18 protein-coding genes are annotated in these 25,211 nt (G+C 67.2%); 7 read left to right on the top strand and 11 right to left on the bottom strand.

The window, feature by feature from the left end; all coding sequences use genetic code 11:
• Window positions 1–112 precede the first annotated feature (112 nt).
• Window positions 113–3,334 (bottom strand): efflux RND transporter permease subunit, encoded by a 3,222-nt coding sequence (locus KHF85_RS02800; RefSeq protein ID WP_284568436.1) that lies wholly within the window; start codon window positions 3,332–3,334, stop codon window positions 113–115.
• Window positions 3,335–3,484: 150 nt separating this feature from the next.
• A complete protein-coding gene (locus KHF85_RS02805; protein WP_284568437.1) occupies window positions 3,485–4,723 on the bottom strand; it encodes an efflux RND transporter periplasmic adaptor subunit in 1,239 nt (412 codons plus the stop codon).
• Window positions 4,724–5,008: 285 nt separating this feature from the next.
• Between KHF85_RS02805 and KHF85_RS02810 the strand changes: the two genes are divergently transcribed.
• The 4 genes from KHF85_RS02810 (at window position 5,009) to KHF85_RS02825 (ending at window position 8,285) form a co-directional block, all read left to right on the top strand.
• The gene (locus KHF85_RS02810) at window positions 5,009–6,319 is read left to right on the top strand and encodes a M20 family metallopeptidase (protein ID WP_284568438.1); all 1,311 of its coding nucleotides are present in this window, start codon (window positions 5,009–5,011) and stop codon (window positions 6,317–6,319) included.
• A gap of 187 nt (window positions 6,320–6,506) precedes the next feature.
• On the top strand, window positions 6,507–7,325 hold the full coding sequence (gene queF / locus KHF85_RS02815; RefSeq protein WP_284568439.1) for an NADPH-dependent 7-cyano-7-deazaguanine reductase QueF: 819 nt from the start codon (window positions 6,507–6,509) through the stop codon (window positions 7,323–7,325).
• Between the two features lie 104 nt (window positions 7,326–7,429).
• Window positions 7,430–7,723: a LysM peptidoglycan-binding domain-containing protein gene (locus KHF85_RS02820; RefSeq protein ID WP_284568440.1), complete on the top strand. Its 294-nt coding sequence runs from the start codon at window positions 7,430–7,432 to the stop codon at window positions 7,721–7,723.
• 52 nt (window positions 7,724–7,775) lie between these two features.
• Complete coding sequence (locus KHF85_RS02825; protein ID WP_284568441.1) at window positions 7,776–8,285, top strand: hypothetical protein; 510 nt, start codon at window positions 7,776–7,778, stop codon at window positions 8,283–8,285.
• Between the two features lie 894 nt (window positions 8,286–9,179).
• On the opposite strand, the gene cas2 is transcribed toward KHF85_RS02825, so the two are convergent.
• The 7 genes from cas2 to KHF85_RS02860 all read right to left on the bottom strand — a co-directional run bounded on the left by cas2 (window position 9,180) and on the right by KHF85_RS02860 (window position 16,973).
• Complete coding sequence (gene cas2, locus KHF85_RS02830) at window positions 9,180–9,470, bottom strand: CRISPR-associated endonuclease Cas2 (protein WP_003465411.1); 291 nt, start codon at window positions 9,468–9,470, stop codon at window positions 9,180–9,182.
• A 15-nt stretch (window positions 9,471–9,485) separates the two neighbouring features.
• Complete coding sequence (cas1c, locus tag KHF85_RS02835) at window positions 9,486–10,520, bottom strand: type I-C CRISPR-associated endonuclease Cas1c (protein WP_284568442.1); 1,035 nt, start codon at window positions 10,518–10,520, stop codon at window positions 9,486–9,488.
• Window positions 10,521–10,522: 2 nt separating this feature from the next.
• Window positions 10,523–11,155 carry a CRISPR-associated protein Cas4 gene (gene cas4 / locus KHF85_RS02840; RefSeq protein WP_284568443.1) on the bottom strand — a complete coding sequence of 211 codons (633 nt, stop codon included), beginning with the start codon at window positions 11,153–11,155 and terminating at the stop codon, window positions 10,523–10,525.
• Between the two features lie 22 nt (window positions 11,156–11,177).
• Window positions 11,178–12,044, bottom strand: a complete 867-nt coding sequence (cas7c, locus tag KHF85_RS02845) for a type I-C CRISPR-associated protein Cas7/Csd2 (RefSeq protein WP_284568444.1) — start codon at window positions 12,042–12,044, stop codon at window positions 11,178–11,180.
• A complete protein-coding gene (gene cas8c / locus KHF85_RS02850; protein WP_284568445.1) occupies window positions 12,041–13,921 on the bottom strand; it encodes a type I-C CRISPR-associated protein Cas8c/Csd1 in 1,881 nt (626 codons plus the stop codon). Before cas8c ends, cas7c begins: the two co-directional genes overlap by 4 nt.
• Complete coding sequence (cas5c, locus tag KHF85_RS02855; protein ID WP_284568446.1) at window positions 13,918–14,592, bottom strand: type I-C CRISPR-associated protein Cas5c; 675 nt, start codon at window positions 14,590–14,592, stop codon at window positions 13,918–13,920. The genes cas8c and cas5c overlap by 4 nt, the downstream gene beginning before the upstream one ends.
• A gap of 86 nt (window positions 14,593–14,678) precedes the next feature.
• Window positions 14,679–16,973: a CRISPR-associated endonuclease Cas3'' gene (locus tag KHF85_RS02860; RefSeq protein ID WP_284568447.1), complete on the bottom strand. Its 2,295-nt coding sequence runs from the start codon at window positions 16,971–16,973 to the stop codon at window positions 14,679–14,681.
• A gap of 631 nt (window positions 16,974–17,604) precedes the next feature.
• On the opposite strand from KHF85_RS02860, the gene KHF85_RS02865 reads away from it, so the two are divergent.
• The 3 genes from KHF85_RS02865 (at window position 17,605) to KHF85_RS02875 (ending at window position 22,618) form a co-directional block, all read left to right on the top strand.
• Window positions 17,605–19,839, top strand: a complete 2,235-nt coding sequence (locus tag KHF85_RS02865) for an NADP-dependent isocitrate dehydrogenase (RefSeq protein ID WP_284568448.1) — start codon at window positions 17,605–17,607, stop codon at window positions 19,837–19,839.
• 101 nt (window positions 19,840–19,940) lie between these two features.
• Window positions 19,941–21,683: a bifunctional isocitrate dehydrogenase kinase/phosphatase gene (gene aceK, locus KHF85_RS02870; RefSeq protein WP_237650176.1), complete on the top strand. Its 1,743-nt coding sequence runs from the start codon at window positions 19,941–19,943 to the stop codon at window positions 21,681–21,683.
• A 59-nt stretch (window positions 21,684–21,742) separates the two neighbouring features.
• Window positions 21,743–22,618, top strand: coding sequence for an energy transducer TonB (locus KHF85_RS02875; protein ID WP_284568449.1), 876 nt, complete (start codon window positions 21,743–21,745; stop codon window positions 22,616–22,618).
• A 113-nt stretch (window positions 22,619–22,731) separates the two neighbouring features.
• On the opposite strand, the gene rho is transcribed toward KHF85_RS02875, so the two are convergent.
• Both rho and trxA read right to left on the bottom strand, forming a co-directional pair.
• Window positions 22,732–24,543, bottom strand: coding sequence for a transcription termination factor Rho (gene rho / locus KHF85_RS02880; RefSeq protein ID WP_284568450.1), 1,812 nt, complete (start codon window positions 24,541–24,543; stop codon window positions 22,732–22,734).
• A 238-nt stretch (window positions 24,544–24,781) separates the two neighbouring features.
• The gene (trxA, locus tag KHF85_RS02885; RefSeq protein ID WP_009605950.1) at window positions 24,782–25,123 is read right to left on the bottom strand and encodes a thioredoxin TrxA; all 342 of its coding nucleotides are present in this window, start codon (window positions 25,121–25,123) and stop codon (window positions 24,782–24,784) included.
• Window positions 25,124–25,211: the final 88 nt, after the last annotated feature.

The following is a 25,211-nucleotide window of genomic DNA, read 5'->3' on the forward strand; positions in this document are numbered from 1 at the left end:
GAAGCAGATGTGGTTCGCGCTTTCCGGGAAAGCCCCGCGGCGCGCCGTAGCACGGACTCTGCACGGACACCGCTTTCCGAGTCCCGAGTCCCGAGTCCCGAGTCCCGGCACATCATGCCAGCCGCCCCGCCGCCGCCGCCCGCCGCTCCCGATAGGCGCGCAGCCGCTCGGAGGCGCGCTCCATGTACAGGTAGATCACCGGCGTGGTGTACAGCGTGACCAGCTGCGACAGCAGCAGGCCGCCGACGATGGCGATGCCGAGCGGGCGCCGCAGTTCCGAGCCGATGCCGTCGCCCAGCGCCAGCGGCAGCGCGCCGAGCATCGCCGCGGCGGTGGTCATCATGATCGGGCGGAAGCGCAGCAGGCAGGCGCGGCGGATCGCGTCGTGCGCGTTGGCGCCCTCGCGGCGCGCGTCGATCGCGAAGTCGATCATCATGATCGCGTTCTTCTTGACGATGCCGATCAGCAGCACGATGCCGACGATGCCGTCCACCGACAGGCTCAGCCCGCACAGCATCAGTGCCAGCAGCGCGCCGACGCCGGCCGGCGGCAGCGTGGAGATGATCGTCAGCGGATGGATGTAGCTCTCGTACAGCACGCCGAGCACGATGTAGATCAGCACCACCGAGGCCAGCAGCAGCCACACGATGTCGGTCTGGCTGCCGGTGAATTCGGCCGCCTTGCCGATGAACTCGGCATGCAGCTGCGCCGGTAGCTGCAATTGTTCCTTCGTCTCCTCGATCGCGGCCACCGCCTGCGACAGCGAGTAGCCCGGCGCCAGGTTGAACGACACCGTCACCGCCGGCAGCTGTTGCTGGTGGCTGACCACCAGCGGCGTGGTGGTGACCTTTGCCGCAGCCAGCGCGGCCAGCGGCACGGTGCCGCCGCTGCCGACGGCGATGCCGGTGTTCTGGTTGCCGATGCCGGTGGCGGTGGACGAATTGCTGGACGTGGTCTGGCCGAAGCTGGTGGCGTTGCTGGCGGTCAGCGCGCCGCTGCCATTGCTGGTCACCGCCAGCTGGTGCAGCAGCGCGGTGCTGTTGCGAAATTGCGGCGCCACTTCCAGCACCACGCGGTACTGGTTGAGCTGGGTGAAGATGGTGGAGATCTGGCGCTGGCCGAAGGCGTCGTACAGGGTGTCGTCGATGGTCTGCATCGGCACGCCGAGCGCGCTGGCCTTGTCGCGGTCCACGCTCAGTTCCAGCGCGCGGCCCTGGTTGGCCAGGTTGTTGTCCACGTCGGCCAGTTCCGGGCGCTTGCGCAGCGCTTCGGTCAGGCGCGCGCCCTGCGTCGCCAGCTCGGCGCTGTCCACGTCCGACAGCGAGTACTGGTATTCGGTCGCGGCCACGCGCGTGTCCAGGGTCACGTCCTGCACCGGCTTCAGGTACAGCGCCACGCCCGGCAACCCGGCCACCGCCTGCTGCAGCCGCGGCAGCACCTCGTCCAGGCCGTCGCGATCGGCGCGGGTCTTCAGCACGATGCTGAGCTGGCCCTGGTTGAGGGTGGGATTCATCGAGCCGGCGCCGATGAAGGCGGCCACCCCGGTCACCGCCGGGTCCTTGCGCAGCGCCGCGGCCACCGCTTCGGTGCGCTGCTGCATCTGCGGGAACGCCACGTTCTGGTCGGCCTGGACCACGCCGGTGATCAGCCCGGTGTCCTGTTCGGGCAGCAGGCCCTTGGGGATCACCACGTACAGCACCACGGTCAGCACCATCGTCGCCAGCGCGATCGCCAGGGTCAGCGGCTGGTGCCCGAGCACCCAGTCCAGGGTGCGCTCGTACAGCGCCACGGTGCGCGTCCACACGGTGGTCTTGCCGGCCGCGGCCGCGCGCTCGTGCGCGTCCTCGCCTTCGGGCAGCGCATCGGGCTTGAGCAGGTAGGCGCACATCATCGGCGTCAGCGTCAGCGACACCAGCATCGAGATCACCACCGCGATCGACAGCACCCAGGCGAACTCGTGGAACAGGCGGCCGGTGACGCCGGGCATCAGGATCAGCGGCAGGAACACCGCCACCAGCGACACGGTCAGCGACAGCACGGTGAAGCCGATCTGCTTGGCGCCGATCTCTGCCGCCTCGCGCCCGCTCTTGCCCTGCTCGATGTAGCGCACGATGTTCTCGATCATCACGATCGCGTCGTCGACCACGAAACCGGTGGCCACCACCAGCGCCATCAGCGACAGGTTGTCCAGCGACATGCCGGCGAAAGCCATCACCGCGAAGGTGCCGGCCAGCGACAGCGGCACCGCCACCGACGGGATGATCGTGGCCCACAGCCGGCGCAGGAACACGAAGATCACCGCCACCACCAGGAAGATGGTCAGGATCAGGGTGAACTTGACCTCGTGCACCGAGGCGCGGATGGTCTCGGTGCGGTCGGAGAACACGTCCAGGTGCACGCCGCTGGGCAGCACGCCCTGCAGCTGCGGCAGGATCGCGCGGATCTGCTCCACCGTCTGCACGATGTTGGCGCCGGGCTGGCGGCGGATCTCCAGCAGCACCGCCGGCTTGCCGTCGGCCCAGGCGGCGAGCTGGTCGTTCTCCACCCCGTCCACCACCTGCGCCACGTCCGACAGCCGCACCGGCGCGCCATTCTTGTAGCTGATGACGGTGTCGCGGTAGCCGGCGGCGCTGGACAGCTGGTCGTTGGTGCCGATGCTGTAGGACTGGGTCTTGCCGTTGAGCGAGCCCTTCGGCGCGTTGACGTTGGTCTCGGTCAGCGCGCTGCGCAGCGCCTCCATGGTCAGGCCCATGTTCGACAGCTGCGCCGGGTTGACCTGGATGCGCACGGCCGGGCGCACGTTGCCGGCGATCGACACCAGGCCCACCCCGGGCACCTGCGACAGGCGCTGCGCCAGGATCGAGTCGGCGTAGTTGTTGACGTCGCGTAGCGGCAGCGTGTCGGAGCTGAGCTTGAGGGTCAGGATCGCCGCGTCGGCCGGGTTCACCCGGTTGTAGACCGGCTGGTAGGGCAGCGACGAGGGCAGGGTGGACTGGCGGATCGCCGCCTGCACGTCCTGCGCGGCGATGTCGATGTCGCGCTCCATCGCGAACTGCAGGATGATCGTGGACAGGCCCGCCGAGGAATCGGAGGTCATCATCTGCAGGCCGGAGATCTGCCCCAGTTGCCGCTCCAGCGGCGTGGTCACCAGCGAGGCCATGGTGCTGGCGTTGGCGCCGGGGTACTGGGTGGTCACCACCAGGCTGGGGGCGTCGATCTCCGGCAGCGCCGACACCGGCAACTGCCGGTAGCCGAGGATGCCGAGCAGCAACACGCCTGCCATCAACAAGGTGGTGGCGACCGGGCGGCGGATGAAGATCGTCGAAAAGCCCACAGGGGTGTCCTTGCTCGGAAGTCGGGATGGAGCGGATCGATCTGCAGCGGCGCCAATGGCGCGCGCGGTGCCTGGGGGGGCGCGGCGTTCTGGTCCTGGCCGTGCGCGCTCGCGCGGCCGGACGCAGCGCGCCGCGCCGCGCGCCGGGCCTCAGCGCAGTCCGCCGCCGCGACGGCCGCCGCTGCCGTCCTTGCGCTTTTGCTTGCTTTCCGCCGCCTTCAATTCGGCTTCGGTCGGCTGCGGCGGGGCTTCGCCCGGCTTCAGCGGGGCGACCTTGCTGCCCGGCTTGAGCCGGAACTGGCCTTCGGTGACCACCCGTTCGCCGGCCTTCAGGCCCTGCTCCAGCTGCACCTGGCTGTCGCCCACTTCCACGCCCTGCCTGACCGTCTGCATCTTGACCGTGTTGTCGCCCTGCACCACGTACACGTAGTCGCCATCGGGGCCGCGCTGCACCGCCTGGGTCGGCACCACCACGCCGCTGGCCAGGGTGCGCAGGGTCAGCCGCACGTTGACGAACTGGCCCGGCCACAGCGCGTTGCCGGGGTTGGGGAACTCGGCGCGGACCTTGAAGGTGCCGGTGTCGCTGCTGATCTGATTGTCGATCACGTCGACCTTGCCGTCGCCGGCGATCACGTGCGCGTCGGTGCGGTCCAGTGCCGCCACCGTCAGCGGTCCGGCCGCCAGCGCCTCGCGCAGGCCCTGCAGCTCGCGCTCGGCTAGGTTGAAGACCACGTAGATCGGATGGATCTGGGTGATGGTGACGATGTTGCTGCTAGTGCCGACGATATTGCCCACGTCCACGCCGCGGATGCCGGTGATGCCGTCGATCGGGGCGAGGATGCGGGTGTACTGCAATTGCACCTGCGCCGCGCGCATCGCTGCGTCGTTGGCGGCGACCGCCGCCTCGTACTGCGCCACCTGGTTGCGCTGCGTGTCCAGGTCGGTCTTGGCCACGTACTGGCGGTAGGCCGGCGCATCGGAGCGCTGGAAGGTGGAGCGGGCGGTGGCCAGCAACGCCTGGTTCTGGCGCTTGCTCGCCGCCGCCTCATCGTAGCTGGCCTGCAGCGAGCGCGGGTCGATCTGCGCCAGCACCTGGCCCTTCTTCACTTCCTGGCCTTCGCGGAAGTTCAGGCTCATCAGCTGGCCGCTCACCTGCGGGTTGACCGTGACCGTGGCCAGCGCGGCCACCGTGCCGTTGGAGGTGGCATAGATCGGCACCGCCTGGCTACCGGCGGCAACCACCGTCACCGGGATCGGCGTGCTGTCGTCGCCATCGCCGCCCGCCCCCGCGCCGCCGCGGCCATGTCCGCTGCGCAGGAAGTGCGCGCCCACCAGCACCACGGCCACCGCTGCGACGATCAGCAGCGCAATCTTCCAGAAACGCGACATCCGGGGGAACTCCTGTGGCGAGGCGGGGTGGGCGACCCTCCCGCAGTGGCTGATGCGATGAGCGGTGAAGCATATCGACGGCAGGTTGCGATTGGACCATGACTCAAGCGATGACGACGTGTGCCTTGCGGCCATCGGCGCTGGTAGCGACAACGCACCGGTGCCGGATTGGTTGACACGGATTATTAAGGGTTTTTTCGCCCCAACGCGGCGCCGGCGGATGCCCGGCGGCCGCCGATGCACTACATTGACTGAACGCCACACAAAACCCGACCGGAGATTTCCATGCCGCGCCTGCCCCGTCTGCTGTCTGCGCTGCTGCTGGCCGTCCCCGCGCTGGCCTGCGCCGAGCCCACCGAACGCCAGGAAGTGACGGCTGCGGCGGCCAGGCTGCAGCCCAGGGTGGTCGAGTGGCGGCGCGACTTCCACCAGCACCCCGAGCTGTCCAACCGCGAGCAGCGCACCTCTGCCAAGGTCGCCGAGCGGCTGCGCGCGCTGGGCCTGAAGCCGCAGACCGGGATCGCCCACCACGGCGTGGTGGCGATCATCAAGGGCGCGCTGCCGGGGCCGAAGATCGCCCTGCGCGCGGACATGGACGCGCTGCCGGTGACCGAGCAGACCGGCCTGGCGTTCGCCTCCAAGGCCACCGCTGAGTACCGCGGCGAGACTGTCGGGGTCATGCATGCCTGCGGCCACGACGCCCACACCAGCATCCTGCTGGGCGTGGCCGAAGCGCTGGTGGCGATGCGCGCGCAGCTGCCGGGCGAGGTGATGCTGGTATTCCAGCCCTCCGAGGAAGGCGCGCCGGGCAACGAGGAGGGCGGCGCCGCGCTGATGCTGAAGGAAGGCCTGTTCCGCGACTTCAAGCCCGACGCGATGTTTGGCCTGCACGTGTTCTCCAGCGTGCAGGCGGGCAAGATCGCGGTGCGCGACGGTCCGCTGATGGCCGCCTCGGACCGCTTCAGCATCAAGGTGATCGGCCGCCAGACCCACGGCTCGGCGCCGTGGAACGGGATCGACCCGATCGTGGCCAGCGCCGACCTGATCGGCGCGGCGCAGACCGTGGTCAGCCGCCGCGCCAACATTTCCAGGCAGCCGGCGGTGCTCAGCTTCGGCGCGATCAAGGGCGGCATCCGCTACAACATCATTCCCGACGAGGTGGAGATGGTCGGCACCATCCGCACCTTCGACGACGCCATGCGCCAGCAGATCTTCGCCGACCTGAAGACCGTCGCCGAGCACACCGCCGCCGCGCACGGCGCCAAGGCCGAGGCGCACGTGCCCGACCAGGACGGCAACCCGGCCACCATCAACGACCCGGCGCTGACCGCGAAGATGCTGCCCAGCCTGCAGGCGGTGGTCGGCGCCGGCAACGTCTACGAGCCGCCGCTGCAGATGGGCGCGGAAGACTTCTCGTTCTACGCGCAGCAGGTGCCGTCGATGTTCTTCTTCGTCGGCGCCACCGGCCCCGGCATCGACCCGGCGACTGCGCCGAGCAACCACTCGCCGCAGTTCCTGCTAGACGAATCGGCGCTGGACGTCGGCCTGCGCGCACTGCTGCAGGTGTCGCTGGATTATCTGGCGATGAAGCAGTGATTGGGGATTCGCAAACGCGGCGGCGCTGGGCGCTGCATTTTTGCCATCTCCATTCCGGCGTTCCTGACTCGGGCTGAGTCGGCCGCGATGCGCGCGCTCGCAGCGGCACGCCGTTGCCCATCCCGACTCCCCAGTCACGGCCTTCCATACACCTGCCAGCCACACCGCGCCCGCTAGACTGGCCGACATGAACACCCCCCAGGATTCCAGTCTCGGCCGCGAGGTCGCGTACCCCTCGCAGTACGATCCCGCGCTGCTGTTCCCGATTCCCCGCGCCGGCGGCCGCGCCGAGATCGGCCTGGAGACCGCGCCGCTGCCGTTCTTCGGCCTCGACCGCTGGCATGCCTACGAACTGGGCTGGCTGGACGCGCAGGGCAAGCCCTGCGTGGCCACCGCCACGCTGCAGGTCCCGTGCACCTCGCCGCAGCTGATCGAATCCAAGTCGCTCAAGCTCTACCTCAACTCGCTCAACGCGATGCGCTTCAACAGCGCCGAAGCGGTGCGCGCCTGCATCGTCACCGACCTGTCGGCGCGCGCTGGCGCCGACGTGAGCATGGAGTTCGGCCTGCCGCCGGTGGACCCGCTGGGCGAGGGCGACTCGCTGGATGTGCTGGACATCGCCATCGACTGCTACGGCCCGCCGCGTCCGCAGTTCCTGCTGGCTGCGGCCGACGACCTCGTCGAGGAAACGCTGAGCAGCGCCTTGCTCAAGTCCAACTGCCCGGTCACCGGCCAGCCGGACTGGGCCACGCTGTGCGTGCGCTATCGCGGCGGCCGCATCGACCGCGAAGGCCTGCTGCGCTATCTGATCAGCTTTCGCGAGCACGCCGGCTTCCACGAACAATGCGTCGAGCAGATCTTCCACGACCTGCTGATCCGCTGCCGCCCGCAGTCACTGCAGGTCGAGGCGCGCTACACCCGCCGCGGCGGCCTGGACATCAATCCCTGGCGCGCCACGCCCGACGTGGCCGAGCCGATCGCCTTCCACCGCGACCCGCGCCAGTAGGCGCAGGCTGAATGGGGCCGGCGCCGTTCACGGCTGCGCGATCCGCTTTTAACAAATTCTATGCAACCGTGGCCGCATCCCATCCCCGCACGGAGCCACATGCGATGAACAGCGACAAGCGCGCCGATTTTTCGGCAGTCACCGCCAAGGTGGACACCACCGCGGACATCGCGCCGAAGGCGGATTTCTCCGCCGTGCAGGCCCACGTGGACACCACTGCCGAACAGGTGCAGCAGGTCTACGTGGTCAAATCGGGCGATTCGTTGTCCAAGATCGCCAAGCTGCACTACGGCGACGGCAACGCCTGGACCCGCATCTTCGAAGCCAACCGCGACGTGCTCGACGACCCGGACAAGATCTATCCGGGGCAGACGCTGAAGCTGCCTGCCCGCGCCTGACCCGCGCCGCACAACGTGCGCGACCCATCATCCATCCAAGGAGCACCACCTCATGAAGATCCATTCCAAGACACTGACCTCTCCCCTGCTGCTGGCCCTGGTCGGCGCGCTCGCCCTGGCCGGTTGCAAGAAGCAGGAGCAGAGCCAGACCGCCACGCCGGATCCGACCTCCTCCGCCCCGACCGAGGCGATGCCGGGCCCGGCAGAGACGGCGCCGGCCGCGGCCACTGCCGGCACGGTGACGGTCGCCTCGGTGACCGTGGGCAATACCGCCGGTGCCGACAAGACAGTGGCGCCGCTGACCACGCTGAGCAGCAAGGACACCATCATCGTCTCGGTGAAGACCGAGGGTTCCTCCACCAACACCGCTGTCGGCGCCAAGCTGCTGTTCCAGGACGGCCAGACCGCCGGCGAGCAGAACGCGACGCTGACCACGGCCGGTGCGGAAACCACCAATATCTCCTTCACCAACGCCAAGGGCTGGCCGGCCGGCAAGTACAAGGCCGAGGTCACCGTGAACGGCCAGCCGGCCGGAACGGCGCAGGAATTCGAAGTCAAGTGATGTGCATCGCGTCCCGCTAGGGACACCGCAGTCACGGATCGCGCCAGCCGACTCTCTCCCGGCCGGCGCGGCACGCTGGGCGCAGTCGCGAGACTGCGCCTTTTTTTGTGGGCAAAGCCGATAGAACGACATAGCGTCGCCAAGTCAATTTCCGATCTACGGGTCCGTGAGGAAGCGTCCTTAAAACTCACCAGCGCGACGAACCGCCAACGCGTTTCAATCCGCGCTCCTATGAGGACGCGACGATAGCTCCAAGCCTCCAGAGAGTGCCGTCCGATGTTTCAATCCACGCGTCCGTAAGGGCGCGGCCGCTTTCCACTCCGTCATCGCGTCTTGGATGGTGGTGTTTCAATCCGCGCGCCGGTGAGGACGCGACTGATCGAAGCCATAGGCTCAGCAACACGACCCAGGTTTCAATCCACGCGCCCGTGAGGACGCGACGAGCCGATCTCGATCGCGACCTTGGCGGTGTTCTCGTTTCAATCCACGCGCCCGTGAGGACGCGACCTCCGCGCCGAGCAGGCTTGGGGCAAGGGCGAAGGTTTCAATCCACGCGCCCGTGAGGACGCGACACCGGGCGCGGAGCATATCCGCAAACGACTACTACGTTTCAATCCACGCGCCCGTGAGGACGCGACCAACGGGCAAATGCAGATAGATATGATCTTCGAGGTTTCAATCCACGCGCCCGTGAGGACGCGACCGCCCTGAGCATAAGTGCTGATGGGTGCTGGGAAAAAGTCCGCACTTTTGCGGAACCCTTCGAAGACGCAATCGAATTGGGTTGCCGCGGGCCTGCAATGAGCGGAGGGAGTTAGGTTTTTTAATTTAAAATCAATGGCTTGGCGTGTTGCGCGAACCTGCCGGGCTTTCCCCGGTCGCTTGCGGTTCGCGTCAGAAGATCAGTGGGCCTTTGAGGTCAAGGCTGGGCTTGGCGCCGACGTGCTCCACGCGGGCTTCCCATTTCGCGCCGAGCTGATAGAAGCGAAGGCTGTCGACGCCCGGATCGATCAGGTCGCATAAGCGCTGCCGCAATGCGGCCCATTGTGCAGGGTCCACTTCGATTTCGAAGACCGAGAATTGCACGCGTTGGCCGAGATCACGGCAGGCTTTGGCGACTTTGCGCAGTCGCTTCTCGCCGCCGGGGGAGCTCGTGCTGACATCGTAGCTGACCAAAACCATCATGGCGCGGCGGCCTTTTCATTTCCAGAGGAAGGGGGGATAGCCATCCAGGTCGCCGCGCAGGTGTCGGGCCAGTAGTTGGGCCTGGACGAAGGGCAGCAACCCGATATCCACCTTGTCGCCGAGGAAGGCGTGCTGGAGTTGTTCGCGCTTGCGTTCCTGGTAAGCCACCAGAACGGTTTTGCGGGCATCGTCCTTCAGCAGGACGGCACCGTTGTCGAAGATCTGAAAGTCGCGTTCGTTCAACTGGCGACGATTGATCAGCGACAGTGCCAGGCGCTCGCCGAGCAACGGCCTGAATTCCTCGGCCAGGTCGAGGGCCAGGCTGGGCCGCCCGGGGCGGTCTCTGTGCAGAAAGCCGACTGCCGGATCCAGGCCGACTGTTTCCAGGGCGGAACGGCAATCGTGGGTGAGCAGGGTATAGAGGAAGGAGAGCAGGGCATTGAATGCGTCGCGCGGCGGACGGCGGTTGCGGCCGCCGAAGCGTAGCACCGGTGCGTCGGCACGGACGAGTTGGTCGAACACGCCGAAATAGGATTGCGCGGCCTCGCCTTCCAGGCCGCGCAACACGTCCACGCTGGTCTCGCCAAGGATGCGTTGCGGGATGCGCTTGAGCCGCTTGAGCGCGTGCTGAAAGGCTGTGACTTCGGTGAGTCGGTCGCCGTGGTCGCGCCAGCCGCGGGCAAGGACGGCGCGCTGGTTGTGGATCTTTCCCACCAGCAGGTTACGGACGATGGCCGCGCAACGCGCAGGGTCGTCGCTGCGCCGGTATTGTTCGCGGCGCAATAGCACGTTGCCTGAAACCGGGCCTTCGACGCGCGCCAGGAAGCGTCCCTGTGGTGTCAGGTAGCAGATGCTGATGCCTTGTTCGGAACAAAAGCCCAGCAGCTGCGGCGATACCGCGACCCTGCCGATACAGACCAGGCTTTCCAACATGTGCACGGGGAGTCGGGCGCGTTCTTGCCGTTCGACCTCCATCACGACGTTAGCCCCGTCTTTGCGCAGCCAGGCGCCGTCTGTGGTGGCGTAGAGCGTGTTGAGTTGGCGGCGCACCTTCACTCCTCCTCGGTGTCGAGCTGCTTGCGCAGCCAATCGTCGACGCTGCCGCGGCCGAGCAGTCGTGGCTGGCACAGGTCGATCAGGGAACAGGCATCGCAGCGTCGCGCTTCATAGTGCGCGCTGGGCGTAGTGCCGGACGACAGCATTGCGCGGGTTTCGGTGATGGTGCGCAGGGTCAGCTCGCGCAGGGCTGGGTCGAAGGCGACATCCTTGCGCCGCCGCGTCTGGCCGTAGAACAGGGCGCCGGCGGCGACGGGATGGCCCAGCATGTGCTCAAGGCACAAGGCCTGCGCGCACAGTTGTACGTCGTCGGCCCGGTGCGACTTCGGCCGGCCGCGCTTGTATTCCACCGGGAAGGCGAATTCGCCGACGCCCTCGCGATGGAATTCGACCACATCGGCCTTGCCAGTGATGCCCAGGTCCAGCGCCAGCAACGGCATCGCGGTGACCGTGCGCACGCCGCGCCGACGCTCGGTCTGTGGCGCATCGGCGCGCTGGTGCAGCAGCCGGCCTTCGGCGGTCTGCCGGTTCTCCGCCCATTGCCGTTCCACATGGATCAGCGCGCACTGGCGCGGGCAATAAAGGTAATGCTGCAGGGCGGAGAGCGGGATCAGGTCTTCGTCGTCCATGGTTCCCGCTCTCCTGCGGTGGTCAGAACAGTTCGGTGACGGTGATGCCTGTGGGCAGGTCGCGATCGATCACCACGCGGTAGTCGGAGAAGCCGCGTGCCGGCCCGTTGTCGGCACTCTCGACGCGTTCGACCTTGACCTTGTCGAACAGCACATGCGCCGGAGCATTGCCCATAGGATGCTCGTGCTCGAACACGATCAGCTTGCGCGCGGCCATCTCGCCACGGGCGGCCGAGCGGTCGTGCTCGAACAGGTTGGTCAGCGCGCGCCACAGCAGTTGCAGGTCGTCTTCGGAGAACCCGGTACGTTCGGCCAGCTTGGCCGAGACGAAGCCATGTGAGCGGTACAGGCCGTAGGGCAGGATGTGCTTGCGGCCCATGGTGCGCTCCTTTTCCAGGTCCTTCTCGTTGGTCACCGCCACGCGGGTGATCGACACCTCCAGCGGCAGCACCGGCTCGACCGAACTGGCGAAGGCCAGCTGCACCGGGCCGCGCACTTGGCCGGTATTGACCTCGGTGGTCATGACCGCGCCGAAGGCGCGCACGTCGAAGAAGTTCTTGCACATCCAGGCGGTCAGTTCGCGCGCCTTGGCCTCGTCCTTGGGCAATTTCTTGGCTTCATGTTCGATGCCGAGCGCGGCGTAGGCCTGCTTGTGCTGGTTGTTCAGCACCGACTTCTCCTGCATGTAAATGGTATAGCCAGGCGTGTTCTCCTTTTCCAGTGCGACGTAGTTGCGGATCTTGCGCTTGAGCGCCACGTCGGTGACCAGGCCGCGGTTGGTTTCCGGGTCCAGCCGCGGCAGGTTGCCGGCGTCGGGGTCGCCGTTGGGATTGCCGTTGATGACGTCGAACAGGTAAACGAACTCGTAGCGGCGGGCGATGGCGCTCATGCGTTCTCTCCTTCGGAAGCGGTGTCGGGGGCGTCCTTGCCGTCGTTGCGGACGAAGCGCGCCTGGGTCTGGTGGTAATAGCCGATCGCGAAACGGCCCTGCTCTTCGATCGGTAGCGTACGGGGGAAGCTGCTAGGAAGCACGTCGATGATCTGGCCGATCTCCTTTTCCAGATTCACCGCCAAGCCCGCTTTGTCCTTGCGCAGCTTGCCGAAATGGTTCTGCGCGCTGCGCAGCAGGACCGGGAAGATGCTGGCCGGGGTCGCCGAGGCGGCGCCGTAGTAGCGGTCGCGAATGGTGGCATTGATCTGGCTGCCGAGCGCTGCGCGTTGCAGGTTTTCCAGTGACGAGAACAATCGTCCCAGCAAGTAGCCGGGATCGGTATTGGCAGTATCGAGACTCACGGGCGGTTCTCCCTTGGTGGATGACAGTCCTTGTTGCGTATCCAAACGTGCGTCGCGCGCCAGTACGGCCCGGCACAAGGCCACACGCAGCGGATTGAGCTGCCCATCGGCGCGGAAGCGCATGACGATGGCGCCCAACAGGCTGCGCGGATAGCGCGTGCCGGCGAGGATCGCCCGCGTCAGCTCACCGGCCAGCAGCGGCGAGACGTCCTCGGCCTTGGGCTTGCCGTGCTCTCCGTAGACCGGCGCGGTCTGCAGGGCGAGGAACTGCGGCGTTGGCGGGCGTTTCCAGGCCGGTGGTTGCAGGGCGAGGTCGTGATAGTGGTCGGCCAGGCGGCGCGCGAAGCCGGCCAGCGTTTGCGTTTCCCAAAAGCGGATCGACAAGCGCGAGGCGTTCGGAGCAAGGCCCAGCACGAAGATGCGGGCTTCGTCGTCCAGCGTGGCATCCACTTCTCGCAGCGGCCGCGCTTGTCGCACCTGCTCCAGTGCGAGCTGCAGGCGCTGGGTGGCCTGACCGTCGGCGATTGCAGGGTCGTCGGCTTCGCCGCCACGTAGGAAATCGGCGATCAGGTCCTCGGCACCATCGGCCTGCGCGGTCGTCTTCGCCTGCGCCCAGAACACCACCGTGCTGTCGCCTATCTGCAGCCGTTGCCGGTTGCGCGGGTCGCGCCGCAGTAGGTGGTTGAGCGCAGTGGTGTAGGCGAAGGCGGCCTGTTCGGAGATTGGGGCGCTGGCGCCGCTATTGTTCTCTTTCTTTTGGGCTCTGATTTTTTCCAATGAACCACGATATGAAATGTAGGCATCGTCATTGAAGGAAACGATGGACATTCCCGCAGACTGTCCACCGCTCACGCCCTTGATCGCCGAATGCAGCCGCGCCAGCGGCGCGCGTTCGCCACTGACCAGGCAGATGCCGGATGCGCCATCGGCACCTTGGCCTTGCTGCCGTTCCCAGGCAGCGCGCGCGGCAGCGCGTTGATGCAGATAGCCGGTGTCGCCGTCCAGGCGGAACACCATGTTGGAATCCAGTAGTGCCTCGCCGTGCCGGGCGAAATGCGGGTGTTCCGGAAACTGTGTGGGGGACCACGTGTTGAGGAAAGCGAGTAGTGCCAGCAAGCCAGGATCGTCGCTGCCGCCTAGTGCTTGCTGGTGCAGAGCTTTGAATGCTGCGTGCTCCTGCTCGCTACGCTTGCTGCTGGCGCTGACCCCGAGCGCGTAGCTGGTCTTGTCCCACAGGAAGAACGGATTGGTTCCGATTCCGGGGCGCTTGAATGACGCCGGCACGGAAACTGACTTCGGAATCCGCTTCTTGCCGTCGTAGTCGTGTTCGTCCTCCACGGCCACGACGCTACCGTCGGCGGTCAGCACGATCGCGTAGCCGATCTTCTCCTGGCTATAGCCTGGCGCGGCGATGCCCGATGTCGGATCGTCCAGTAGCCGTTGGTAGTAGTCGGCGAGCGCGGACAGGATCATGCGCGCACCCCGCCGTCTTCCGGCGCTGGTACTTCGACGCGCCCATCGACCATGCGTGCGCGGAAGAAGTGCGGGGTCATGCCGTCGGTGAAGTCGATGTCGTGCAGCATCCAGCCCAGATCGCGTTCGCCGGCCAGCGCGGGGTCGGTGGCCGGCACGGCAGTGTCGTCTTCGATCAGCGCGAAACTGGCGGGGAACTCGCGCGTGCCCAGGCATGGCGCCTGGAAGCACTGCCCGCGCCGTGCGCGGCGGTTGAAGATGTCCAGGTGCTTGCCGACGTTGTCGTCGGCGCCGGCCTTGTCGGTCAGCTCGAAGTGTGCGGTGATCACGTAGCCCACGTCGCGCAGGAGGGTGGCGGCGCGTTGCTGGCGGTCTTCCTCGACGTAGCTGACCAGTGTATCGGTGCGCCCGGCCTTGATCGCCTTACCCACGCTGGCTGCCGAAAGCTTGCCACCGACCTCGTTGCGGCGGATCGACTCGAAGCGGATCGGCTTGAGTACCTGGATGCCGTCTACCACCCAGCGGATCGCCGGCTTCCAGTGGATCGCCTCCAGGATGCCGCGCGCTGCCGACGGCGTGATGATGTCGTACGAGACCCGCTCTACCTTCATCTCCGGGCGCGTGAACAGCGCCCGCTCGCCCCAGATGTGGAGCCTGATGCCGTAACTCATCCTTGTTCCCCCTATGGTGGCCTTACCAAGTCGAATCTGCCTCATTTCTATCTCAATTTTCGAGATTTGATTGCAAGCGGTTTTGCTCAATTGACCAGAGCCTCGGCTGCTATGAACTGCGGGTTGTCCCAGTGCAGCCCGAACCGCGCGTTGTACAAGCTTGGATTCACCAGCCGGACGAACTGCTCCCCATACCTGGCCTGCGCGACCGGAGCGATGGCATGGGCCTGCCACAGCGCCTTGTAGGCCTGCTCGGGCACCTGCACCAGCCATGGTTGCAGGCGACGGGCAGCACCGGCCACGCCCACCTGCTCGGCGTGTTCGAGCTGGCGCAGGGTATCGGCGACCTCGGGTACCTCTTTGTCGCTGCCCGGTGCATAGGGCACGATCAGCGGACGCATCGTGGTGCGGATCAGCTTGAACTTGCGCGCCAGCGTATCCAGCGGCAGGCCGTCGATGTCGGCGTTGCGCAGCAGGCCCAGCAGGTCCTCGCGGTCGAGCCGGCCATCGCCCAGGCGGCGATAGAGCGCACCAAAGTAGTCGGCGACCGCCTCCATCGCCAGCAAATCGTTGCGGTGGGCGCGCTCGACGCCACGGAAGACCTCGGCGAACAGTTCCAGTTCCTTCGGTGGTGCCCAATCCCGGTTTGCCGGCGCGAACACCAGCACTTCGCTGGCGTCGAGCGGTCGTCGGCCTTCGCGGTTGCAGCGCCCCGCCGCCTGGGCGATGGAATCCAGGCCAGCCTCGGCGCGCAGCACGTCAGGAAAGTCCACATCGATCCCAGCCTCGATCAGGCTGGTGGCGACCAGCCGACACGGACGGCCCGCCTTCAGATCCTCGCGCAGTTCAGCCAACACCGCGCTGCGATGGCGTGCGTGCATCAGCGTGGTCAGGTGGCGCACGCCGGGTTGACCGGCGATCGCATCGAATAGGTGGCGCGCGTGGCGGCGGTTGTTGACGATGCACAGCACCTGCTCGCGCCGGCGCAGGTGGTCAGCCAATGCGTCGTCGTCGAGCATGCCCACGTGGCGCACGTGGACACGTTGCAGCTGCGTATACAGGGCCGGTGGATCGTCCACCAGTTCTTGCACGTGTTCCAGGCCGCCCTTGAAGCCCTGTTCCAGGCGCAGCGCCGGCTGGGTGGCGGTGCACAGCACCGGGCTGACCCGGTAGTTGCGCGCCAGTTCGTCCAACAGCGCCACGCAGGGACGCAGCAGGTTGTGCGGCAGGGTCTGCGCCTCATCCAGGACCACCACGCTGCCGGCGATGTTGTGCAGCTTGCGGCAGCGCGCTGGACGGTCCGCAAACAGGCTCTCGAAGAACTGCACCGCGGTGGTGACCACGATCGGTGCGTCCCAGTTCTCCATCGCCAGCCTGCGCTTGGCGATCGCCTGCGGGGCGGCACTGGGGTCGTCGAAGAACGCGCTGTGGTGTTCCAGCACCACGTCGTCGCGGTCCTGCACCCCGAGCGCGTGACGGAATACCTGCACGGTCTGTTCGACGATGCTGGTGAACGGAATCACGTAGATCACCCGGCGCAGGCCGTGGCTTTGTGCATGCGCGATGGCGTGATCCAGGGCGAACGCCAGCGAGGCCAGCGTCTTGCCGCCGCCGGTCGGTACGGTGAGCGAGAACAGGCCGGGACGCATGTCCGCCTTGGCGCGAACTTCGTGCAGGATCTGCGTGCGCAGCGGGTTGATGCCGCCTTCGCGGGGAAAGCCGGCCATGTGCGTGTTCAGGCGTTCGCGCAGCTGGGCCAGCGTGGGCCGCGTACCGGCTTCTTCCGCGCGCGACGGTCGGCCTTCCAGGCGTCGGTAGAAGTCGTCAGTGTCGGTAAAGTCGGCATCCACTAGGCAGGAGAACAGCATCCTGGCGAGCAGGGATAGCTGGAAGGGACGACGTTCCAAATGCGGATGGCCAGCGAAACCTGCCGGTAACGCCAGCTTGTCCGGCAGCGCCAACTCCTGTTCCCACTCCGGAAGCAGCGGCGGCAGTTCGTGCTTGCGGTAGTCGTCGGACAGGCGCTCTTGCAGCGAGGGACGCGACTGCGCCTCGTGCCCGGCTCGTCCATCAGCCAGCCCAGCGTGGTGGCCAGCGATGCCATAGGCGATCAGAGCGCCGGTGGTGCAGTAACGCTCGCGGGCAATCCGCGCGCCCCAGGTGGCGTGGTCCACGCGGGCTGGGTCGCCATCCAAACGGGCCTGAAACTTTTCGGTGTACTTGCCCAAGTCATGCAGGCGGCCGGCTGCGCGGGCCAGAATCTGGCCGCCAAAAGGCGCCGCGTGTTCGGCAGCGAAATCGCCGACCTGGATGAGGTGCTCGGCCAGCGGTTGCCAGTCGCCCCGATCCTGTCGCTTGGCCGAGTGTGCGTAGAACTTCATCCTTGCCCCCTATGCCCATCTCCGTGTTGGCACCGCGATCGCCGGGCCGTAGGAAGCATATACCCGGAAGTTCCGCCCTTGTTAGACAGTTCATTGGCTCCGGCATGGCGAGCGTGTCGCCGCACTAGCGAGAGCTGGGGACGCAGATGCTGGCGCGGTTGATGAACAATCGGCAGCTCGATAGAGGTCGCGTCATGCATTGATACTTCTGCCGGCAACATACGCGACCGTATCGATGCCGCCCGCCTTTCGATCAATGCCATCGGCACTGCATGCGAATCGCTCTGCCGATGTGCAGCCCATACGCCTGCGCAGGGAAGGCGCCCCGCCTTGTGCCGCAAGCGATGGCGGAATTTGTCCTGCGAGCCAATGCAAGCCATCGCCGCTGTGCCATGCCGCACACCGCGCCAGCGCATGCGCTGGCGCGGCGGCGGTGATCTCAACCGTTCCATGCAAACGCTTTCTCCGGCCCGCAGAAAACGCGACAATCGACGGCTGCAATGCCAACGCCGTCGCCGGGTTTCCCCTAGTCGAAAGCGCCACAGTTCGCACGCCGTCCGCGCCGTGCCGACTGCGGTCTTTCCCGCGGCAACGCGTCCTTCCCGAATCCGCAAGCGAGCCCACGTCACTCATGTCGAATACGCCCAAGATCCTGTACACGCTCACCGACGAAGCCCCGTACCTGGCGACGCAGTCGCTGTTGCCGATCGTCGCCGCCTTCGCCGGTACCGCCGGCATCGCCGTGGGAACCCGCGACATCTCGCTGGCCGGCCGCCTGATCTCGCAGTTCCCCGAATACCTGCGCGAGGATCAGCGCATCGCCGACGACCTGGCCGAGCTGGGCCAGCTGGCGACCACGCCGGAAGCCAACATCATCAAGCTGCCCAACATCAGCGCCTCGGTGCCGCAGCTCAAGGCCGCGATCAAGGAACTGCAGCAGCAGGGCTACGCGCTGCCGGACTACCTGGACGAGCCGCAGGACGACACGCAGAAAGAGGCCAAGGCGCGCTACGACCGGGTCAAGGGCAGTGCGGTCAATCCGGTACTGCGCGAGGGCAATTCCGATCGCCGCGCGCCGCTGTCGGTGAAGAACTACGCGCGCAAGCATCCGCATCGCATGGGCGCGTGGAGCGCCGATTCCAAATCGCACGTGGCGCACATGGACGCCGGCGATTTCTACGGCAGCGAGCGCTCGGCGCTGATCGCGCAGGCCGGCAGCGTCAGGATCGAACTGGTCGGCAAGGACGGCAGCGTCACCGTGCTGAAGGAAAAGACCGCAGTGCAGGCCGGCGAGATCATCGACGCGGCGGTGATGAGCAAGCGCGCGCTGGCCAGCTTCGTGCAGGCGCAGATCGCCGACGCCAAGCAGCAGGGCGTGCTGTTCTCGCTGCACCTGAAGGCGACGATGATGAAGGTCTCCGACCCGATCATGTTCGGCGTGGTGGTCGGCGCGTTCTACCAGGAGGTGCTGGACAAGCACGCCGAGGCGCTGAGGCAGGTCGGCTTCGATCCGAACAACGGCATCGGCGACCTTTACGCGCGCATCGCCACCCTGCCGGAGGCGCAACGCGCGCAGATCGAAGCCGATCTGCAGGCGGTGTACGCGCAGCGCCCGGCGCTGGCGATGGTCAATTCCGACAAGGGCATCACCAACCTGCATGTGCCCAGCGACGTGATCGTCGATGCGTCGATGCCGGCGATGATCCGCGACTCCGGCAAGATGTGGAACGCGGAGGGCAAGTTGCAGGACACCAAGGCGCTGATCCCGGACCGCTGCTACGCCGGCGTGTACCAGGCGGTGATCGAGGACTGCAAGCGGCATGGCGCGTTCGATCCGGCGACGATGGGCAGCGTGCCCAACGTCGGTCTGATGGCGCAGAAGGCCGAGGAATACGGTTCGCACGACAAGACCTTCCAGATCGCTGCCGACGGCACGGTGCGGGTCATCGACGCTGGCGGCACGGTCCTGCTGGAGCATGCGGTCGAAGCCGGCGACATCTGGCGCATGTGCCAGGTCAAGGACGCGCCGATCCAGGACTGGGTCAAGCTGGCGGTCAGCCGCGCGCGCCTGAGCGGCACCCCGGCGGTGTTCTGGCTGGATCCGCAGCGCGCCCACGATGCGTTGATGATCCAGAAGGTGGAGCGCTATCTGCAGGACCACGACACCAACGGCCTGGACATCCGCATCCTGCCGCCGGTGGAAGCGACCGCGTTCTCGCTGCAGCGCATCCGCAAGGGCGAGGACACCATCTCGGTCACCGGCAACGTGCTGCGCGACTATCTCACCGACCTGTTCCCGATCATGGAGCTGGGCACCAGCGCCAAGATGCTGTCGGTCGTGCCGCTGATGGCCGGCGGCGGCCTGTTCGAGACCGGTGCCGGCGGTTCGGCGCCCAAGCACGTGCAGCAGTTCGTCGAAGAGAATTACCTGCGCTGGGATTCGCTGGGCGAGTTCCTGGCCCTGGCCGCGTCGCTGGAGCATCTGGGCCAGCGTCACCGGAACGCGACCATCGGCGTGCTGGCCAAGACCCTGGACCAGGCCAACGGCCAGTTCCTGGACAACGACAAGTCGCCCTCGCGCAAGGTCGGCGAACTCGACAACCGCGGTAGCCATTTCTACCTGGCCCTGTACTGGGCGCAGGCGCTGGCCGCGCAGGACGAGGACGCGGCGCTTAAGGCGCGCTTCGCGCCACTGGCCAAGCAACTGGCCGAGCACGAGGCGGCCATCGTCGCCGAGCTCAACGGCGTGCAGGGCAAGCCGGTCGATATCCAGGGCTACTACCGCCCGAACCTGGAGCGGGTCAGCCAGGCGATGCGGCCGAGCGCGACCTTCAACGCCGCGCTGGCGACGCTGACGGCGCAGTAAGCGCCGCTGTCGTTCGCTGTCGTACGAGCCCGGCCGACGCACGCGCGTCGGCCGGGCTTTTTTTGCGGTCGCGCCGCCGCACCCGCAGGTAGACTGCGGCCATGACCGACACGCCCGCTCCGCCCGTGCCAGCCGAACCCCGCGCCGACGCCGTGGCGCGCAGCATCCGCGATGCGTTCGAGGACTACCACGCGCGCTTCGCGCAGATCAGCGGCCGCGCCCGCCGCCGCTTCGAGAGCCGCGACTGGAACGCCGCGCGCAACGACGCGGTCGAGCGCATCGCGCTGTACGACCAATGCATCGGCGAATGCATGCTGCGCCTGCGCACGCTGTTGCTTGGCCAGACCCACGACCGCACGCTGTGGGCGCAGGTGCGCGACAGCTTCGCCGCGCAACTGCACGGGCTGATCGACCAGGAGCTGTACAAGACCTTCTACAACACCCTGACCCGGCGCTTCTTCCGCACCCAGGGCGTGGATACGCGGATCGAGTTCGTGGCGCTGGACATCGAGCCGACCGATGCGATCACCCATCCGGTGGCGCGGCACAACTATGCGGTCTCCGAGACGCGGCCGGTGGACGCGTTCATGCGCGTGCTCGGCGATTACCCGTTCGACGTGCCGTACGCGCACCGCACGCGCTGCGCGGCGGCCATCGCGGTGCGCCTGCAGGACGACCTGGCGCACTGGGGCGAGCAGCCGGTGCGCGGCATCGAGCTGCTGGAGACGGTCTTCTACCGCGAGCGCCGCGCCTATCTGGTCGGCCGCGTGTTCGGCGAGCATCGCTTCTCGCCCTGCGTGATCGCGTTGGTCAACGATGCCGACGGCCTGCGCGCCGAAGCGGTGCTGACCCGGCGCAACGACGTGGCCCAACTGTTCGGCATCTCGCGCAGCTACTTCCAGGCCGACCTGCCCACCGTCGGCGACGCGGTGGTGTTCCTGCGCAGCCTGCTGCCGCACAAGCCGATCGACGAGCTGTACACCATGCTCGGCCGCGCCAAGCAGGGCAAGACCGAGCGCTTCCGCACCTTCTTCCGCCACTTCCAGGCCCAGCCCAACGAGCAGCTGGTGCATGCCGACGGCACGCCGGGCATGGTCATGGCGGTGTTTACCCTGCCCAGCTACCCGCTGGTGTTCAAGCTGATCCGCGACCGCTTCGCCTATCCGAAGACGATGAGCCGCGAACAGGTCGAGGACAAGTACGCGCTGGTGTTCAACCTGGACCGGGTCGGCCGCCTGCTCGACGCGCAGCCCTACCGTTCGCTGCGTTTTCCGCGCGCGCGCTTCGCGCCGGCGCTGCTCGCCGAACTGCTGCAGGGCTGCGCGCGCAGCCTGCGCGAGGACGGCGAGGACCTGATCTTCGAGCTGTGCTACGTGCAGCGGCGGCTGCGCCCGCTGAACCTGTACCTGCGCGAGCAGACCGCCGAGGCGGCGCGCGAGGCGGCGCTGGACTACGCGCAGGCGATCAAGGACATGGCGCGCAACAACATCTTCCCCGGCGACATGCTGCTGAAGAACTTCGGCGTGTCGCGGCAGGGGCGCGCGGTGTTCTACGACTACGACGAACTGTGCCTGGTCACCGACTGCACCTTCCGCGACTGGCCGCAGCCGCGCAACGACGAGGAAGCGATGTCCGCCGAACCCTGGTTCCACGTCGCCGCGCGCGACGTGTTCCCGGAGCGGTTCGCGCTGTTCATGGGGTTGCCGGCCGCCTCGCTGGAGGCGGTCAAACGGGCGCATGGCGAACTGTTCGACCCGCAGTGGTGGCGCGCGCTGCAGGCGCGGCTGCGCGAGGACGACTACCCGGACGCGCCGCCATACCCGGAGTCGCTGCGCCTGGCCTGACTTGTCTGCGCAAGCCGGCTGCGTTGTAATCGGCGCCTCATCCATGCAAGGACAGCGCAATGCATCGCAAATCAGGACTCACGACGTGGCGTTGGGGCGGTCTGCTGTTGGCGTTGCTCGCGGCCACCGCGTTCGCCACCGCCACCGGCAGCGGGCCGGGCGCGGTGCGCAAGCAGGTCGAAAGCAGCCTGCTGGTGACCGGCAAGATCGACATCGAGCCAGACGGCACGGTGTCGGCGCTGGCGATCGATCACGCAGACAAGCTGCCCGAGGGCGTGCTCGGCTTCGTGCGCGCGTCGGTGCAGCGGTGGACGTTCGAGCCGGCGCTGCGCGACGGCAAGCCGGTGCCGGCGCGCACACCGGTGACGCTGCGTCTGGTGGCCAAGCGCCAGCAGGGCGACCGCGATCAGGTGGAAATCCGCCATGCCAGCTTCGCCGCCTACGATCCCAAGGATCCGCGCGCGGTGACCTCGATCAGGACGCCGCCGCCGGCGTATCCGGAAGCGGCGTACCGTGTGGGCGCCTCCGGCTCGGCGTACCTGGTGCTCAACGTGGCGCGCGACGGCAGCGTCGCCGATGCCGCGGTCGAGCAGGTCAACCTGCGCATCGTGGCCTCGGAGAGCGAGATGCAGAAGCTGCGCGAGATCTTCGCCAGGAGCGCACTGGCGGCGGCGCGCAAGTGGAGGTTCCGTCGCCGAGCGAAGGCCAGGACGTGTCAGCGCCGTACTGGGCGGTGCGCGTCCCGGTCAACTATTCGCTGCGCGACCAGCCCAACCAAGGCATGGACAGCAGCTACGGGCACTGGATCAGCTATGTCCCCGGTCCGCGCGCGCGTGCGCCCTGGGACACCGGCGAGGACGCATCGGGCTTCTCGCCCGACACGCTGTCGGCCGGCGGCGTGTACATGGTCGACAACAACGGCCCGCGCCTGCTGACGCCGTTGCAGGGCAGCTGAGCGCAGCCGCACTGCCTGCGCGCTGCGCGGCAGCGCCGCAAACGAAAAACGCCCCGCGATGCGGGGCGTTTTCGTGTTCGGCCAGCGCTGCCGTCAGCGCTTCATCGACCCGAAGAACTCGTCGTTGGACTTGGTGTTCTTCATCTTGTCCAGCAGGAACTCCATCGCCGCGATCTCGTCCATCGGATGCAGCAGCTTGCGCAGGATCCAGATCTTCTGCAGCAGCTCCGGCTCGATCAGCAGGTCTTCGCGACGGGTGCCGGAACGGTTGATGTCGATCGCCGGGTACACGCGCTTTTCGGCGATCCGGCGGTTCAGGTGCACTTCGCTGTTGCCGGTGCCCTTGAACTCTTCGTAGATCACCTCGTCCATCTTGCTGCCGGTTTCCACCAGCGCCGTGGCGATGATGGTCAGCGAGCCGCCTTCTTCGACATTGCGCGCCGCGCCGAAGAAACGCTTCGGGCGGTGCAGCGCATTGGCGTCCACGCCGCCGCTGAGCACCTTGCCGGAGGACGGCACCACGTTGTTGTAGGCGCGGGCCAGGCGGGTGATCGAGTCGAGCAGGATCACCACGTCCTTCTTGTGTTCGACCAGGCGCTTGGCGCGCTCGATCACCATTTCGGCGACCTGCACGTGGCGCGCGGCCGGCTCGTCGAAGGTGGAGGAGATGACCTCGCCGCGCACGGTGCGCTGCATTTCGGTCACTTCTTCCGGCCGCTCGTCGATCAGCAGCACGATCATGTGCACGTCGGGATGGTTGGTGGTGATCGCCGTGGCCACCTGCTGCATCAGCATGGTCTTGCCGGCCTTGGGCGGGGACACGATCAGCGCGCGCTGACCCTTGCCCTGCGGCGCCATCAGATCGAGGATGCGCCCGGAGATGTCTTCCGAGGAACCGTTGCCGCGTTCAAGGGTGAAGCGCTTGCGCGGGAACAGCGCGGTCAGGTTCTCGAACAGCACCTTGTTCTTGCTCGCTTCCAGCGGCTCGCCGTTGATCGTGTCGACGATCGACAGCGCGAAGTAGCGTTCGCCGTCCTTCGGGAAGCGGATGCGGCCGGACAGGTGGTCGCCGGTGCGCAGGTTGAAGCGGCGGATCTGGCTGGGCGAGATGTAGGTGTCGTCCGGGCCGGCCAGGTAGCTGGCCTCGGCCGCGCGCAGGAAGCCGAAGCCGTCCGGCAGGATTTCCAGCACGCCGTCGGCGGCGACGCCTTCGCCGTGGCGGGTCAGCACCTTCAGCAGCGCGAAGATCACGTCCTGCTTGCGCGCGCGGGCCACGCCGTCCTGGATGTTGAGCTGCTCGGCCATGTCCAGCAGCTTCTGCGCCGGCATCCGCTTCAGGTCGCTCAGCGAGTAGATCGGGAAGCCTTCCGGCACGTTGGCGTGCGGACGCGGCACGAACACTTCGTTGGCGCCGGTGTCGCTGGGCAGACCGTTGTCCGGGAAGCGACCGCCGCCACCACCGCCACCACCGCCACCACTGCGATCGCGGCGATTGCGGAAGCGGTCGCGGCGATTGCCCTGCTGGTTGTTCTGGTTGTTCTGGTTCTGCGGATTCTGGTTGTTGAAGCGCGGGTTGCCGCCTTCGCGCGGCTCGCCGCCGTCGTTCTGGTTGCCGCCGCCCTGGCCCTGGGCGTAGCCGCCGGAAGCGGGAGCGGGCTGGGACTGAGGCTGCTGCGACGCGGCCTGCGCGTGCTCCTGCGGCGCGGCGCGTTCCTGCTGGGGTGCGGCGCGGGGCGCGTCGGCCTGAGCCGGTGCCGGGTTCAGCGGCAGGTTCGGCTGCGCAGGCGCGCCATGCTCTGCTCCGCCTTCAGCGCCGGTGACGGGCTTGCCGACACGCGGCTTGCGCGCGCGCTTCTCGGCGGGGGCATCGACGCTCCCGGGTTCGGTGATGGTGTGATCGGACAAGTGGTGATTCCTCGCTATGAGTGCGAGCGCCCAGCGTGGGGGCAAACGGGTTGGGAAGGGGTCTAGAAGAGAATCTTCCAGAGGGGGTGCGGTGCGCGAATGCCACCGGATGTACTGACACTATCATCGCCGCGCAACCACGGCAAGCACGCGTTACCGGGCGATTCAGCCGGCCGGCAGCGAAGCCGCGGGCCGTTACCACAGCGGCCGCTCCGCTCCGGAACGGCCAGCGACGGACTCAGGCCGCCGCGCCGCCCAGGGTCTTGTCGATCATCTGGGTCAGCTGGCCCTTGCCGACCGCGCCGATCTGGGTGGCCTGGACCTTGCCATCCTTGAACAGCAGCAGCATCGGGATCGAGCGCACGTGGTACTTGATCGCGGTGGCGCGGTTCTCGTCCACGTTGACCTTGGCCACCTTGAGCTTGCCGTCGTAGGCGTCGGCCAGGTCGTCCAGCACCGGGGCGATCATCTTGCACGGCCCGCACCATTCCGCCCAGAAGTCCACCAGGACAGGCTCGCCGGACTGCAGCACGGCGGTATCGAAATCGGCGTCGCCGACGTGTAGGACCTTATCGCTCACTTGGGGGTATCTCCTGGGCCAATGCGACCGGCCGGACCGGGTGGCCGCCGCATTGCGGTAAACTGGGGCATTGCGCGGCGAAATCAAG

The organism is Xanthomonas graminis pv. graminis (assembly GCF_030168915.1).
GTDB lineage: Bacteria > Pseudomonadota > Gammaproteobacteria > Xanthomonadales > Xanthomonadaceae > Xanthomonas_A > Xanthomonas_A translucens.